At 72.8% G+C, this 14,939-nt stretch carries 17 protein-coding genes; 4 read left to right on the forward strand and 13 right to left on the reverse strand.

The genetic code is table 11. The features are described 5' to 3' along the window. Positions 1-30 precede the first annotated feature (30 nt). Positions 31-483, forward strand: coding sequence for a GNAT family N-acetyltransferase (locus ACFYPS_RS16515; RefSeq protein ID WP_354963080.1), 453 nt, complete (start codon positions 31-33; stop codon positions 481-483). 63 nt (positions 484-546) lie between these two features. On the opposite strand, the gene ACFYPS_RS16520 is transcribed toward ACFYPS_RS16515, so the two are convergent. The 9 genes from ACFYPS_RS16520 to ACFYPS_RS16560 form a co-directional block, all read right to left on the reverse strand. Next, on the reverse strand, positions 547-1,305 hold the full coding sequence (locus ACFYPS_RS16520) for an ABC transporter ATP-binding protein (RefSeq protein WP_354963081.1): 759 nt from the start codon (positions 1,303-1,305) through the stop codon (positions 547-549). Then, positions 1,302-2,297 (reverse strand): ABC transporter ATP-binding protein, encoded by a 996-nt coding sequence (locus tag ACFYPS_RS16525; RefSeq protein WP_354963082.1) that lies wholly within the window; start codon positions 2,295-2,297, stop codon positions 1,302-1,304. Before ACFYPS_RS16525 ends, ACFYPS_RS16520 begins: the two co-directional genes overlap by 4 nt. Position 2,298: 1 nt before the next feature. Then, positions 2,299-5,004 carry an FtsX-like permease family protein gene (locus ACFYPS_RS16530; RefSeq protein ID WP_354963083.1) on the reverse strand — a complete coding sequence of 902 codons (2,706 nt, stop codon included), beginning with the start codon at positions 5,002-5,004 and terminating at the stop codon, positions 2,299-2,301. Then, positions 5,001-8,183 (reverse strand): ABC transporter permease, encoded by a 3,183-nt coding sequence (locus ACFYPS_RS16535; protein ID WP_354963084.1) that lies wholly within the window; start codon positions 8,181-8,183, stop codon positions 5,001-5,003. The genes ACFYPS_RS16530 and ACFYPS_RS16535 overlap by 4 nt, the downstream gene beginning before the upstream one ends. Positions 8,184-8,311: 128 nt before the next feature. After that, positions 8,312-8,476: a hypothetical protein gene (locus tag ACFYPS_RS16540; protein ID WP_354963085.1), complete on the reverse strand. Its 165-nt coding sequence runs from the start codon at positions 8,474-8,476 to the stop codon at positions 8,312-8,314. After that, entirely contained in the window at positions 8,473-8,688 is a 216-nt protein-coding gene (locus tag ACFYPS_RS16545) for a helix-turn-helix transcriptional regulator (protein ID WP_238648963.1), read from the reverse strand. The genes ACFYPS_RS16540 and ACFYPS_RS16545 overlap by 4 nt, the downstream gene beginning before the upstream one ends. After that, positions 8,688-9,167, reverse strand: coding sequence for a DUF2975 domain-containing protein (locus tag ACFYPS_RS16550; RefSeq protein ID WP_354963086.1), 480 nt, complete (start codon positions 9,165-9,167; stop codon positions 8,688-8,690). Before ACFYPS_RS16550 ends, ACFYPS_RS16545 begins: the two co-directional genes overlap by 1 nt. A 241-nt stretch (positions 9,168-9,408) precedes the next feature. Further along, positions 9,409-10,548: a DUF222 domain-containing protein gene (locus tag ACFYPS_RS16555; protein WP_387325276.1), complete on the reverse strand. Its 1,140-nt coding sequence runs from the start codon at positions 10,546-10,548 to the stop codon at positions 9,409-9,411. Between the two features lie 54 nt (positions 10,549-10,602). Next, the gene (locus ACFYPS_RS16560; RefSeq protein WP_387325279.1) at positions 10,603-10,848 is read right to left on the reverse strand and encodes a hypothetical protein; all 246 of its coding nucleotides are present in this window, start codon (positions 10,846-10,848) and stop codon (positions 10,603-10,605) included. 10 nt (positions 10,849-10,858) lie between these two features. On the opposite strand from ACFYPS_RS16560, the gene ACFYPS_RS16565 reads away from it, so the two are divergent. Beyond that, entirely contained in the window at positions 10,859-11,167 is a 309-nt protein-coding gene (locus ACFYPS_RS16565) for a hypothetical protein (RefSeq protein WP_387325282.1), read from the forward strand. A gap of 12 nt (positions 11,168-11,179) precedes the next feature. Here the strand turns inward: ACFYPS_RS16565 and ligD are convergent, their stop codons facing one another. Continuing rightward, entirely contained in the window at positions 11,180-12,217 is a 1,038-nt protein-coding gene (gene ligD, locus ACFYPS_RS16570; RefSeq protein WP_354963088.1) for a non-homologous end-joining DNA ligase, read from the reverse strand. A gap of 47 nt (positions 12,218-12,264) precedes the next feature. Here ligD and msrB point away from each other — a divergent pair, with 47 nt between their 5' ends. Further along, complete coding sequence (msrB, locus tag ACFYPS_RS16575) at positions 12,265-12,669, forward strand: peptide-methionine (R)-S-oxide reductase MsrB (RefSeq protein WP_354963089.1); 405 nt, start codon at positions 12,265-12,267, stop codon at positions 12,667-12,669. Between the two features lie 27 nt (positions 12,670-12,696). Here the strand turns inward: msrB and ACFYPS_RS16580 are convergent, their stop codons facing one another. From ACFYPS_RS16580 to ACFYPS_RS16590, 3 genes are all read right to left on the reverse strand, one after another. After that, on the reverse strand, positions 12,697-13,305 hold the full coding sequence (locus tag ACFYPS_RS16580) for a DUF305 domain-containing protein (protein WP_354963090.1): 609 nt from the start codon (positions 13,303-13,305) through the stop codon (positions 12,697-12,699). Positions 13,306-13,368: 63 nt separating this feature from the next. Then, entirely contained in the window at positions 13,369-14,115 is a 747-nt protein-coding gene (locus ACFYPS_RS16585) for a lytic polysaccharide monooxygenase (protein ID WP_354963091.1), read from the reverse strand. Positions 14,116-14,223: 108 nt separating this feature from the next. Continuing rightward, entirely contained in the window at positions 14,224-14,499 is a 276-nt protein-coding gene (locus ACFYPS_RS16590; RefSeq protein ID WP_354963092.1) for an isoamylase early set domain-containing protein, read from the reverse strand. Between the two features lie 155 nt (positions 14,500-14,654). Between ACFYPS_RS16590 and ACFYPS_RS16595 the strand changes: the two genes are divergently transcribed. Then, positions 14,655-14,915, forward strand: a complete 261-nt coding sequence (locus ACFYPS_RS16595; protein ID WP_089017074.1) for a Prokaryotic metallothionein — start codon at positions 14,655-14,657, stop codon at positions 14,913-14,915. Positions 14,916-14,939: the final 24 nt, after the last annotated feature.

Below are 14,939 nucleotides of genomic sequence, written 5' to 3' on the forward strand. Positions count from 1 at the left end.
CGCCGATGTCGTTGTGCCAGGCTCACCGGCATGACCGATGTGATCTACCGCGAGGCCATCCGGGCCGACCTGCCCGCCGTCATCACCCTGCTCGCCGACGACGTCCTGGGCAAGGCCCGCGACTTCACCGAGGTCGACGAGGCGTACGAGCGGGCGTTCGCGGACATCAGCGCCGACCCCCGTAACCAGCTGATCGTCGCCGAGCAGGGCGGCGAGCTGGTCGGGTGCCTTCAGATCACCTACATCCCGGGGCTCGGCCGGCACGGAGCCGAGCGCTCCCTGATCGAGTCGGTCCGGGTCCGCTCCGACCGACGCGGCCAGGGCCTGGGCCGCGATCTGATGACCTGGGCCGTCGACCAGGCCCGGCAGCGCGGCTGTGCCCTGGTGCAGCTCACCACAGACAAGAGCCGCCAGGACGCGCACCGCTTCTACCTGGGCCTTGGCTTCGTGTCCAGCCACGAGGGCATGAAGCTCGCGCTCTGAGGTCCCGACGGTGGTGTCCCGCGCGACGTCAGCCCTCACCCCACGAGGCCACCACCGCCCGGATCACGCCTGGACCAGCTGACCGTCGCGCAGGTTGAGCACCCGGTCGGCGAGGTCGATCAGGGCCGGGTCGTGCGTGGCCACCAGGGCCGTCATGCCACGGGCGTGCACCACCGCGCGAAGCAGGTCCATGATCGACCGACCGGTCTCCGAGTCGAGCTGACCGGTCGGCTCGTCGGCGATCAGCAGGTCCGGCTCGTTGGCCAGCGCGCGGGCCACCGCCACCCGCTGCTGCTGCCCGCCGGAGAGTTCGTACGGTCGCTGCGCCGCATGCCCGCCCAGGCCCACCAGCTCCAGCAGCACCGCGACCCGCTGCTCCCGCTCGGCCGCCGGCACCTGGGCCAGCCGCAGCGGCACGCCCACGTTCTCGGCGGCGGAGAGGATCGGCACCAGCCCGAAGGTCTGGAACACAAAACCGACGGTGCCCCGGCGCAGCTGCAACAGCTCCGCCTCACCCGCCGCGGTCACCTCGTGCCCGGCCACCACCACCTGACCGCTGTCGGGCCGGTCCAGCCCGCCGATGAGGTTCAGCAGCGTGGTCTTGCCGGCGCCGGAGCGGCCCCGGATGGCGACCAGCTCGCCACGGTGGGCGCTGAACGAGACGTCCCGCACCGCGTGCACGGCGTGCTCGCCCCGGCCGAAGGTCCGGCTCACGCCGCTGACCCGGACCACCTCGCCGGGCGCGGACCCGGTCCGCCCGTCGGCCCCGGCCGCACCACCGGGCCAGGCCGCTCCCGCCACCACCATGTTCCGACGGCTCACGCCCGTGCCTCCTGCCCACCCGTGGCCCGGTCACCGGGCCGTACCTGCACATGGTCCGGCTCCAGGTCGAGCCGAACCCGCTCCCGCAGCGCCAACGCGTCGACGAAGGCGGCCGGCAGCTGCATCCGGCCGTTCCGGTCCAGCACCGCGTACTCCTCGCTGACCAGCTCGGTGCTGCCGTCCGCGCCGACGCGCGCGGTCCGGCGTACCTCTGAGGCGGTCCGGCCGTCGCGGATCGCGACGGTCCGGCGGACCTGCGTGGCCACGGCGTGGTCGTGGGTGACCACCACGATGGTCACGCCCAGCTCGGCGTTGATGGTGCGCAGCGCCCCGAAGACCTCGGCGCCGGTCGCCTCGTCCAGCTCTCCGGTCGGCTCGTCGGCGAAGAGCACCTCCGGGTCGTTGGCCACCGCCACCGCCACCGCGCACCGTTGCTGCTCGCCGCCGCTGAGCTGCCCCGGTCGCCGGTCCGCGCAGTACCCCACCCCGACCATGTCGAGAAGCTCCCGGGCTCGTTGCCGCCGGGCCCGCCCGGAGCGCTTGCCCGCGAGCTGCATCGGCAGCTCGACATTCTCCAGCGCGGTCAGGTACGGCAGCAGGTTGCGGCCGGTCTGCTGCCAGACGAACCCGACCAGCTCCCGCCGGTAGCTGAGCCGCCGCTTGGCCGACAGCGCGAGCAGGTCGTAGTCGGCCACCCGGGCGATACCGGCGGTCGGGGTGTCCAGGCCGGACAGGATGTTGAGCAGCGTCGACTTGCCCGAGCCGGAGGCACCGACGATCGCCACCAGCTCACCCCGGTCGATGACCAGGTCGAGCCCCTGCAGGGCGACCACCTCCACCCCCTCGGTCTTGAAGATGCGCACCAGGCCGTCGCAGACGATGTGCCCACGGAGCCGGTCCTGGCCGCCGGCCCGCTCAGCGGCGCGTTGCGCGGCCCGCTGTTGCAGGGCGGCCAGGTCGGGCACCAGTGGAGTCTGGGCGGTAGCGGTCATCTCAGCTCTCCTCTCCGAGCCGAAGCACCTCACCGAGGCGCAACCGGCGGTTGTTCAGGGCTTCGACGGCGACCGCGAAGCCGAGGGCGACCGCCCCGAGCACGAGCACCGCGGCGACCAGGCTGGGTTCGAAGGCCACCCGGACCGGCATACCACTGGTGAACGCGGACAGGCCGAGCACCGGGTTGAGCAGCAGGGGCAGCACCGCGCCGACCAGCGCGCCGGTCAGCACCGACACCGCGACCAGCGGGGTCAATTCGACCAGCAGCAGCCCCCGCCACTGCCGGCGGGACAGGCCGAGGGTACGCAGCCGGGACAGCACCTGGCCCCGGGCTCGCGCACCGGCCAGCACGGTGAACGCGATGGCCAGCAACCCGAGGACGGTGCCGCCGACGGCGCCGGCCACGAACCCGAAGGCCAGTACGCCGTTCGCGCCACCGTTACCGAGATCCCGCCGGACGCCCGCCCGGGTGTCGACGGTGACCCCGATCGGCCGGTCCTTGCCGGTCACCGCCCCGGTGCGCTGGTACCGCTCCTGTCCCTGGTCACCGGCCTGGCGCAGCGCCTCCGGGTCCAACCGGTCGCCGGCGACCAGCAGGCTGGTCGGGACGGGCGTGGTGTTCCGCGCCGGCAGCGCCTGCCAGGGCAGGATGACGAACCGGCCGCTGTTCGACGACAGCAGCGGGAAACTCTCCTCGGTGCCGGCCACCCGGAACTCGTACCGCTCGCCCTGCACCAGGATGAACGCGGAGTGGTCCAGCTTGGCCTTGGCCAGGTCGGCCGCGACCGCCGGGGAGACGATCGCCGGCAGCGGCCCCGGTCCGGGCCGAGCGGTGCGCAGCGCGGCCGGGACCGACAGGTCCACATCGGATTCTCGGGCCACCGTGTCCAGTCCCAAGCCGTCGACCAGCAGCACGGTCGTCTGCGCGACCCGCGCGTCGGTGCCGAGTTCGTCCACCGCAAGTCGCTCATCGGACTCGAACAGCACCCGCGTGACGGCTCGCACCCCCGGCAGACGGCCCAGCTCGTCGACGGTGTCGGGTGCGAAGCGCTCCCCGCGGATCACCGCGTCGGCGGGCACCACCTGCTCGGCGGCCCGTTCCCGGCTCGCGCCGACGCCGGCGGCGACCACCGCGCAGAACGCCGCGGTGCCGATCGCCAGCACCACGACGACCAGCGGGGCGGCGACGGCCGACCGGCCGGCCCGCGCCGTGCCGAGGAAGGCCACGCTGCCCCGGGTCCGCGCGGCCAGCCGGCTGACCAGCAGCAACGGCCAGGGGTACGCCCGCAGCGCGAGCACCGCCGCCGCGACCGCGAGCAGCACCGGCACCGACACCAGCAGCGGGTCCACCTCGCCGAGGGTGAGGCCGCGCCGGCGCAGCAGCACCGCGGCGAGCCCGGCGAGCAGCAGCAGGGAGACCTCGACGGTGAGCCGGCGGGCCGACGGGCGTACCCGGATCAGGTCACGACGGGCCGCCCCACCGGCCGGTACCGCCAGTGTCGCCAGCGGCAGCGCCAGGGTGACCAGGACGGTCGCCGCGGCGGCGTACGGCGCGGTCGGGTCCGGAACGCCGGGGAACAGGGTGCCCAGCCACCAGCCCACCGCGGCGGCTATCGGCACCACCAGCAGTGACTCGGCCAGGCTGCGGCGGGCACCGGCGGTGGCGGCGCCACCGCGGGCCCGCAGCAGAACGAACTCCGAGCGACGCCGCCGGGTGGCGAGGGTGGCCGCGAGCACGATCAGCCCGGCCAGGGTGGCCAGCACGCCGGCCGCGATCACCGCGAGCAGGGTACGGGCGGCGTTGACCTGGGCGGCGAACGCGCGCAGCGGAACATCGACACCCTGGGTCAACGTGAGGCTCGACGGTTTGCTGCGCTGCGTCTCCTGCAGGCCGTCGATCAGCTCATCCACGTGGCGCGCGTCGATCCGGTCGACGCCCAGCCGGTACCGCCAGTCGGACCGCACCGACCAACCGGCCGCAGCCCGCTTGTTGAGGGCCGACTCGGCGATCACACCCACGACGATCAACGGCTGGCCGTCCCCGATCGGTTCGATGATCCGCTGTAGCGGTGGCAGCCCGTCCCAGATGCCGTTCGCAGGGTCGACGGGACGGAACAGCCCGACCACCACCACCGGGGCCGCGTCGGTGAGACCGGTTTGGGTGGCGTTACCGATGCGCAGTTGGCTGCCGGTCCGCAGGTTGAGCTTGCGGGCCACGTCGACGTGGAGCGCCACCTCGATCGGCCGACCGGGGACGTACGTCTCGTTCGGCCACGCCCCCTCGACGAGGGTGCCGGCCTGCTGGATGCCGGGGACGGAACGCAGACTCAGGTCGACCAGCAGTTTGCGGGCTGCCAGGTCGGGGCCGACCAGTCGGGCCGGCGCGACGTCCACGCTGAACCACTGCTCCTCCACCGCCGAGCGCACCGGCGGCGGCATCTGCTCGGCCAAGGCCTCGGACCGTCCACGGGCGTCGGCCATGACCGAATCCACCGGAGAGGCGGTCAGGAACTCGGAGGTGTACGAGAGGTCCCGGCGGGCGGCCGGCTCGCTGTTCAGCTGGGCGCGCAGCCCCTGTTCGGCGAGCCGGTTGACCAGCCGGGGCACCCCGCTGATGAGCAGCGTGACCACCAGGGTCAGCACCGCCAGGAGCAGGAACTGCCCACCGTACGCCCGGACCCGCCGGACGGCCGCGCCGACGCTCATCGTTCTCCCCCGATTCGCAGCTGCACCGCCGCCACCCGCTGTCGGATGCCGGTGGCTATGAACGCGCTGAAGGCGAGCGCCGCCAGCAGCAGACCGACCGCGGTCACGCCGATCGGCACCCAGGGCAGCGCGAACGTCGCCGGGGGAACCGGCCGGCCGGCGGCCGGGGTGAGGATGACCAGCGGGGCCATGGTGGCCCCGACCGCGGCGCCGAGCAGCAGCCCGACCCCCACGCCGATGCCGGCGAGGAAGGTCTGTTCGGCCAGCAGCGCCCGGGCCAGCAGCCGAGGCGTGGCGCCGAGGGTGTGCAGCACCGCGAACTCGCTCAGCCGGCGCCGCGCGGTGGCCCACACGTCCACCATGAGGCCGACCAGGGCGAGGAGCACCGCGCCGAGCGCCGCGGCGAGCATCCCGGTCCGGGACCCGCGCCAGTACGGGTCGTCGGCGGCCGACTCGATGACCGCCTCCCGGTTGAGCACGGTGACGCCCGGCAGCTCGCTGGCCGCTCGGTCGGCGGCCGTCGGGTCGTCGGCGCCGACCCACCACTCCGGTACGGGTCGCACCGCGCCGCCCCGAATCAGCGTGTCGACCGCCGCGGGCAGGTCGAGCAGCACCCCCTCCCCGGTGGTGGCCGGCACGGCGGTCAGCTCACCGACCAGGCGGACCCGGAGCGTCGCCCCGGAGAGCGTCAGGTCGACGGTGTCGCCGACGCTCAGGCTCAGTGCGTCGCGTACCCCGGGGGTCATCAGCACCGGCACGGGCGTGCTGTCGTCGGCCGGCACGACGGCGAACCGGGTGGGCGGCTGGTACGCGAACTCCCCGCCCGGAATCACTTCCACCGCGTTGACCGCGGCGAACCCGGTGGCGGTGGTCACCACCGGCGAGGACTTCTTGCCGGGGACCGTCATCACCCAGTCACCCGTCAGCCCGGCGGGCCGGGTCGTGCCGTCAGTGACGACCACCGTCAACCCGTCCACCTGGAGCCCGTAGGAGTTGCCGGCCGCCCGCCCGCCGTCGGCTTCGAACCCGGCCAGCCGCAGCCGCGCCCCGCCCACGTCGGGCAGTCGCACGGTGAACCGGGTGGCCGCGCCAGCACTGTCGGAGTCGGCTACCGGCAGCCGCAGGGCGAGCCCGTTGGAGCTGGTGACCAGCAGCGACACCGCGACCCGGAGCGGCTGTTCGGCCCTGCTCACCGGGGTGCGGACCGTGCCGGTGATCGCGCGGGCGTCGGCGGGCAACTCGATGCCCGCGGGCTCCCCCCGCGCCCCGACCATCCGCTTGTACTGGTCCGACACCGGTTCGTCGCTCAGCCGGTCGGCGAGTCGGACGACGCCGGGGGCGCTGGCGGGGTCAACGCCGATCACGGTGACCGGCAGGTCCTCCCGGCCGACCCGCGTCTCGTCCCGCCACGCCGGCAACACCCGGTCCACGCCCGGCAGCGCGGAGAGTTGACCGGCGCGGCTCGGCGGGGCTGACCCGGTCCGTTCGGTCACCCGCAGGTCGGCGCCGACCGTGTGACTGGCCTGCTCAACCTGGGACCGTTCCCCCGTGCTGATCAGGGACCAGGCCAAAGTGCTGCCGCCGACGGCGAGGGCGAGGAGCAGCACCGGGCCGGCGTGTGGACGCCGACCGGCCTGCCACATGCCGAACATGGTGGCCGTCCAGGGCCGTCGGTCGACGAACCGCTCGGCGAACCGCGTGAGCGGCGGGAGCACCCGCAACGCCAGCACGGCGCCGGCCAGCACGCCGAGCGTGGGGGCGGCGATCAACAGCGGGTCGAGCCCGAGCCGGCCACCCGAGCCGGCCAGCGGGGAGGCGTACCGGCGCAGCTGCACCCAGGCGAGCACGGCGAGCGCAACCAGCACCAGGTCGACGCTGGCCCGCTGGACGCTCGCGGCCCGGTTCGGCCGCGACCGGGCGGCCATGTCCGCCACGTACGTGCCGGCGCTGCGCAGCGCCGGAAGAACCATGGCGACCAGGCAGCCGGCCGCGGCGGCCGCGGCGGCCGCCCAGACCAGGGTGGTGTTACCGCCGGCGGTGGAGAGTTCCGCCGACCCGCCGGGCCGGATGTACCGCAGCGCCTCACCGGCGATCAGCGGGCCGAGCACGGCGGCCGGGGCGACCACCAGGGTCGCCTCGCGGGCGGCCAGGCCGGCCAACTGCCGGCGAGCGGCGCCACGGGCGCGCAGCAGCGCGGTCTGCGAGCGGCGATCCTCGTGCAGCAGGGCCGCGACCAGCACCAGCGCGTACCCGCCGAGCACCAGGATGAGCAGCAGCGGGGTGGCGAGCGATGAGCGGCCCACCAGGTCGGCGCGGGCGATCCGGTCCAGCAGCAGTTCCATCTTGGTCACCGCCTGCCCGGAGCTGCCCAGTTGAGCGGCCTCGGGCACCGCCGTGGTGGCCTCGGTGAGGGCTTTCCGCATGGCCGGCAGGTCGGCGGCGTCGACGCCGCCGAGGTCCGGTTCGGCCAGCCAGGACGCCGACACCGAGCCCGGGAAGGTGGCCGCGAAGTCAGCCGGGTCGAGCGCGAACGGCCCGTACGAGGTGGTGGATCCGACGCCGCCCTCCCCCACTCCGGGGGCCAGGAGCCAGTACGCGTCTGTCGGGTCGCGGGGCCGCCAGGTGCCGGCGACCACGAGTTCGCCGCGCTGTTCGGTCGACCGGTCGCGCACCGGGACGCGTTCGCCGACACTCAGGCCCAGCTGGCCGGCGACCCGCTCGGGGAGGCTCACCTGGATCGGGTTCGCCCCGGGCCGGGGCCACGCCCCGCTGGTCAGCTCCGCGTGCCCGGCCAGGTCGTCGAACGTGGCCACATTCGCGAAGATGGGCTCGTCGTCGGTGCGGGGCACGGGTCCGAGGTCGCCGGTCAACTCCCGGCCGGTGCCGTACCGGGCCGCGGCGACGGTGACCGGGACGCCGGCGAACCCGCCGTCGAATCCGGCCCGCACGGCCTCGTCCCGGGCGGCGAACTCGGCGGCGTCGCGCCCACCGGAGCCGCTGACCAGCAGGCCGCGCTCCTCGGCCGGCGAGGCTGCCACCAGCGCCCGCTGCCCGGCGTCCACCGCGCGGCGGTTGTAGTCGGAAAGGCCGGTGACCAACACGACGGCGACCAGGGCGGCGATCACCGCGGCAACCAGCAGACCGCGCGCCTCGCGGGCCCGCCTCCACACCAACTTCATCCGACGCCTCCCCTGGCCCTGGCGGGCCGACGACCATCAAGACAGGTCATCTACCGGGAAAGGTTCGCGCCCGTTACTTGATCGTTACTCGGGAGCGTCAGGTGAGCTCGGCCCGCACGCCAGGACGGCTAGCTGCCGCCCCGAACGTTCCGTATTCCGAACGCAACCGCGCCGATCACCAGCACGACGCCCAGGAACTGGAGGCCCGGCGAGTCGTCGGCCTCGCCGTGCACGATGGCGGCGACGCCGAGCGCGGTCGCGAGAATGGCCGCGACGGTCAGGACGTACCTCATGAGGTCTCCTCTTCAACCCACTCGAGCAGGTCGCCGGGCTGGCATTCGAGCACCCGACACATCGCTTCCAGCGTGCTGAAGCGGACGGCCTTGGCACGGCCGTTCTTCAGCACCGCCACGTTGGCTGGCGTGAGCCCGACACGTTCGGCGAACTCACCGACGCTCATCTTGCGCTTGGCCAACTCGACGTCGATGCGGACGACGATGGGCATCAGATCACCGCTTCCATGTCGGTCCGCAGCGTGGTTGCCTGCCGCAGCAGCGCACGCATCACCACCATCAGGAGCCCCAGCACGGTGACGCCCACCGTCAGGAGGAACAGCAGGAGTGGCACTCCCGGGTCATCCGCGTTGAACCCGACGTAGAGAAAGACACCCACGAGCACCACCCACGCGGCGGCGATGGCCCACACGATCGCGTCCACCCACTTCAGGGACGCCTCGGTGAAGATGCGGTCGTCCTTGACCAGGCTGAGCAACTTCCACGTCGAGACGATGACCACCTGGACGCACAGCACCCAGAACACCGCCACGGCAGTCGCCGGCCACCGAAGGTAGGCGTCGTCCGGCGACTCCTGGGCCATGTGCGCGAACTGCCCCGGCAGCGAGAAGGTCTGGAACAGGACCAGGACCCCGAACAGCACCACGAGAAAGACCCGGAGAGCGGCAACCGCTCGATGTTCTGTCACCATGCATCGAGCTTCGCTCGCTATCTATCGAAAGTCAATCGGTATGTTGTTTCCTGTACTGAGTGAGCCGGCAGGTCTGCCGCGAGCAACGCCTGATATTGACCCTGGCGGTATCGGCTCCTCACGTGCGCCGGTGGTATTGGTTGCGACGCGGAAGCTGCTCGGGATCCAGCCAGGCCGGCGGCACGAACTCCGGGTGGCCGTCGCCAGCGAGTTGGACCGCCCAGTCGGTCTGGTGGACGTGTCAGTGGTGGTGGCCGCAGAGCAGCACCGCATTGTCGAGGCTGGTCGGACCGCCGTCGGCCCAGTGGTCGATGTGATGGGCGGCGCACCAGCGGGGTGGTCGGTCGCAGCCCGGGAAGGCACAGCCGCCGTCCCGCAGCACCAGTGCCCGCCGCAGCGGGCCGGTGACAAGGCGACGTTGTCGGCCCACGTCGAGAACCTGGCCGGCACCGCCGAGCACCGCGGGCAGGATGGCGGCATCGCAGGCGAGCCGGCGCACCGTGTCGGGGGTGAGCTGCAGGCCGATGTCGAGGGCGCCGGCGTGCAACTGCCGCGTCAGTCCGTCGTAGCTGGTGGTGACGACAACCTGGGCGCTCTCGCCGCCGTGCTCCGGCAGCCCACCGGTGCGCAGCGCGAGCCGACACACGTCGGCGAGAGCGTCATGGCGGCGCTGCCCGGCGGAGCGGGTGTCGTCGGGCCCGGAGGGTGCGCTGAGCGGGTCGATGACGGCGCGCAGCAGCGCGGCGCCCTCCGCGTCGAGGGTGCCGGTGAGCCGTAGCCGCTCGCCGGCCTGCTCGGAGATGGTGACGTGCCGGTCGCGCGCAGCCCGGGCGGCCTCGGCGGCGAGGGCCGCCGCGGCGCCGTCGTCGGCGAGGTCGTCGGCGAGGTCGGGAGCGACATGGTCGAGAATCCGGGCACCCATCCGGCGCAGCAGCGACGGGTCGAACTGCTCGGCCCACTCGACCAGCAGGCCAACGGCCTTGTCGGCCACCTCGGCGCCCGCCGAGGCCGACACCACGGCGGCCGTGCCGGCGATGACCCGGGCCTGCTCCACAGTGACCGCCCCGCTCGCCAGAGCGTCGCGCACGCCGGACGGAGCCGCCTCGACTGAGGCGGCGAGGCCGACCAGCCGACGGGCGGCGGAGACGTCGAGTCGCAGGCGGTGGCGCAGCCACACCGCCGACGAGGACGCGCCCTGCGCGACCAAGGTGCCCCGACCGTGCAACTGCCGAACAACCGCCAACTGCGCTGCCGCCAGCCGCTGCTGAAGCCGGTGCGTGGCATCGAGCGCCGCGATCAGATCGTGCTCGGAGAGCGCCCAGACGGCGGCGTCGACGCAGGCCGCCACCGCAATCTCCGCCCGCGCCAACTCATCGATCACACCCAAATTTTAGAACAGGTGTACGACAGTTCCCGGCCGCGCCGAGGGCCCTTCTCAGCCTTCGGCCAACTCCGGCCGATGCTCCCTGATCCAGGCCATCACATCCGACTTCCGCCAGACCTTTCCCTGCACCAGGTCCGCCACCGGATCCGGGAAGTTCCGGTGACTGGTGATCACGTACACCCGCTGCTTGCTGATACCGCCGAGCATCACGCGAATCTCCGCAGCGCCCACCAGCTCCATACGGCGGACCGTAAACAGTTGACCAGACTCCTTGACCCGAGGCAACGCCTCGGTCACCGTAAAGGGTATGCCCGCGCCGAACACCTCACCCGCCGATTACCGCGGTCCACTGAGAAACCTTCATCCCGTGCACCAGCACCTGCCGCGCCGACCCCTGTGGCTCTGCCGGGTGTGCGCTGCCCCCTGGCCGTGCGCCTCCGCCCGGATGCTGATGCGGGTGGAGTACCGGGCAGACCGGGTGGCATTGTCGATCTACATGGCCGGTCAGCTGTTCGACGCCACGGCCGACCTGTACAGGCTCAACCCCAACCCCGCACCCGACCCGCAGGAGTTGTTCAACCGGTTTCTGGCATGGACGGCCCAGCCGCCGCCATGAGGCAGGGGTCGGTCAGGCGCTGTCGTCGCCAGGGGTGCGCTTGGCGCGGCTGGGCTGGACCCGCTTGGGCTCGCCGGGCATCTTCGGGTGGTCCGGCGGGTACGGCAGGTCGCCCTGGCCGGCGGCGGCGTCCCGCTCGGCCCACTCCAGCAGCGGGGTGATGTCCCACGGGGTGTCGTCGATGCCGGCGTGCGGGTCGGCCCGCTCCTTGAGCCGGGCCGGGACGGTGCGCAGGTCGAAGTCGTCGGGGTCGACGTCGGGCAGCTCGTCCCAGGTGACCGGGGTGGAAACGGTGGCACGCGCGTTGGCCCGCAGCGAGTACGCGCAGGCGATCGTCCGGTCCCGGGCCATCTGGTTGAAGTCGACGAAGACCCGGCTGCCCCGCTCCTCCTTCCACCAGGCGGTGGTGACCAGCTCGGGGCAGCGGCGCTCCACCTCCCGGGCGAGCGCGATGGTCGCCCGGCGCACCTCGGTGAACGTCCAACGTGGGGCGATGCGCAGGTAGACGTGCACGCCCCGACCGCCGGAGGTCTTCGGCCAGCCGGTGGCGCCCAGCTCGTCGAGCACCGCGCGGACCTCCCCGGCGGCCCGCGCCGCGTCGGCGAAGTCGGTGCCGGGCTGCGGGTCCAGGTCGATGCGCAGCTCGTCGGGGCGGTCCACGTCGGCGGCGCGCACCGGCCACGGGTGGAACACGATCGTGCCCATCTGTGCCGCCCAGGCCACGTGGGCCAGATCGGCCGGGCAGAGCTCAGCCGCGCTCCGGCCGCTCGGGAAGGTGATCTCCGCGGTCGTCACCCAGGGCGGGACACCCCGGGTCGGCACCCGCTTCTGGAAGAACATCTCGCCCTCGACGCCCTCGGGGAAGCGTTGCAGCGTGGTGGGCCGGTCCCGCAGGGCGCGCATGATCCCGTCGCCGACCGCGAGGTAGTAGTGGAAGACGTCCGCCTTGGTGAAGCCCCGCTGCGGGAAGATCACCCGGTCGGGACTGCTCAGTCGGACGGTGTGCCCGGCCACCTCGACCTCGGCGACCGCTGCCTTGGTGCCACCCATCCCGCGACCTTATGCCACGCCCCCGACGTTCGACGTACGGTTGGGGCGTGAGTCTTGACGACAACGAACTGCCCCAGACCGATGACGAGTGGCGGGTCCGGCTGACCCCCGAGGAGTTCCACGTGCTCCGGGAGGCCGGCACCGAACGCCCGTGGACCGGTGAGTACGTGGACACCAAGACCGCTGGCGTCTACAACTGCCGCGCCTGCGGGCTGGAACTCTTCTCCAGCGACACGAAGTTCGACTCGCACTGCGGGTGGCCGAGCTTCGACGACGCCATCCCGGGTCGGGTCAAGGAGATCGAGGACCGCAGCCTCGGCGCGGTCCGTACGGAGATCCGTTGCGCCCGCTGCAACAGCCACCTCGGGCACGTCTTCCACGGCGAGGGCTTCACGCCGAAGGACACCCGGCACTGCGTCAACTCGGTCTCCATCCGGCTGGAATCGCGCTGAGCTGAGCAGCCACCGCGCGGCGGGGCGTCAGCGGCGTACCCCGGTCACCGCCGCGCGGCCGGCGGCCCCGGTCAGCAGCTCGACCTCGGCGGTGCGGGACTGCTCGATCCGCCGGGCCAGGTCGCGAACCTGCTCGCTGCGGCCCACGTCGACCTGGGCCCGGGCCAGGTCGGCCGCCGCCCGCTGGTGGTCGGCGAGCACCTCGCGCAGCACCCGGTCGACGTCGGCGTCCGATGCGGCCCGTAGCCGGTCGAGCGCGGCGTCGTCGCCGTGTCCGGCGTGGTGGTGCGCGCCCGCGCTGGCACTCGGGCCCGCCGTGAGCAACCAGCCGCGCATGGCGGCCAGCTCATCCGCCTCGGTCGCGTCGATGGCGGCGGCCAGGGTGCGCAGCGAGCCGTCCCGCACCCGGTCCCGAGCCAGCCGGACGATCTCCAGGGTGCGTTCGCTGTGCCCGACCATCGTGGTCAGGAAGACCACGTCGATGCCGCTCAGCGCGTCCCCGGCCGCTGCCGACCCGGCCGGGGACGTGGGCGCCGGTTGAGGCACGGCCGACGGGGTCGACGCGGGCGGTCCGGCGCAGGCGGCGGTGAGCAGCAGCACGGCGAGCAGGGGCGCCAGCGGGGTTCGGCGGGTCATGCCGGGTTGCTCCGATCACGCGAGGACGGCGACACGGGTGCGACCGGGGCCGCACCCGTGCGGTCAGACCTGACTCCAGAGCGCCGGCACGTTCGGCGGCTCCCACCCGGCGATGGCGGTGTGCGCCTGCCGGCAGCGGTACGTCGACCCGCCGTAGGTGGCCTGGTCACCGACCTGATACGCCCGACCGGCCGCCCAGGTGCCGCCCGCAGGCGGGTTGGTCGGCGTCGGGGTGGGGGTCGGCCGCGGGGTCGGAGTCGGGGTGGGGGTCGGTGTGGGGCTGGGCCCCGGGCCGCCACCGCCGCCGATCTGCACGTCGATGCAGGAGTAGAAGGCGTTCGCGGTGTCGGCGATGTTCCACACCGCGAGGATCTTCTGCCGGCCGGAGAAGCCACCGAGGTTGACATTGTGCGAGACGGTGGCGCCCGGCTGTTGGCCGTTGCCGTTGACCGAGGCGACCCGGGTGTTGCCGATCCAGTACTCCCAGTTGCTGGTCGCGTGCCGGGCGGTGTTCACCCACGTGAAGGTCAGCGAGCTGCCGACCGACGTCGCCGGCCAGCCCCGGCTGTCGTCGTTGAGGACGGCGAAGTGGGCGATGCCGGCGTGGCAGCTGCGGAGGCCCTTGGGCCCCTCGACGCTCTGCGGCTCGTACTTGATCTGCCCACAGTCGGGCACCCGGCCCTGGGCGCAGAGCGCCTGCCGGCTCGGTGGGGCGGACACGTAGCCGTGCGCCTGGGCGGGCGCGGCGACGGTGAGGGTGGCGGCGACGGCGCCCGCCGCCACCAGCGGGACGGTGATTCTTCGACGCATCGGGGCAGCTCCTTCTCCAGGTCCGGTGAGTGCCCCTCAACGTAATTTAAACTTTGTTAACAGTAAAGACCCCCATCGATAAATACATCGATGGTGACGAGTTTTCTGTCAGAGCCGGAGCAGGCCACCCCGCTCGTCGACCTGGTCGGCCGACTCGTCGTCCAACCAGACCCCACCGCTGGCGAGGTAGCGGAACCGGTACTCGCCCGGCCCGAGCCGCACGGTCACCGTCCGGGTGCCGTCGCGGCGGCTCACCAGCTCGTGCCGACCGGGCTCCCAACCGTTGAAGCAGCCCACCACGCTCACCGGGCCGGACGGGATGTCCCGGGGCAGGCAGAAGGTGACCCGGGTCTGGTTGCCGAAGAGTTTGTTGCGCTTGATCATTGCGATCCCTCCCGGTGCTGCGGCGGTTCACTCGGCCTAACGGACGACACGCCGGAGCCGACACGCCGCTGAGGTCGTCCGGGTAGCGGCATTCCGCCCGGTACCGCCACACGGCGAGGCATTCTGAAGACACATGTCCTGATACGGGGGTTTCTATGGCTACGTGCGAGGTCTGCGGCAACGACTACTGGATGGCGTTCGAGGTGCGCACGGTCAGCGGCGACGTGCACACCTTCGACTCGTTCGAGTGCGCGATCCACCGACTGGCACCGATCTGTGAGCACTGCGAAATCAAGATCGTCGGGCACGGCGTGGAGGTCAACGGCCGGTTCTTCTGCTGCGGGCACTGCGCCCGCGCGGTCGAGGGCGCCGAGGGCGCCGAGATCCGCGACGCCGTCGGGGCACGCCCCGCCTGATCCCGCCCCTGCGGTACGGTCGTG

Source organism: Micromonospora sp. NPDC005087, from assembly GCF_042872965.1.
Lineage (GTDB): Bacteria > Actinomycetota > Actinomycetes > Mycobacteriales > Micromonosporaceae > Micromonospora.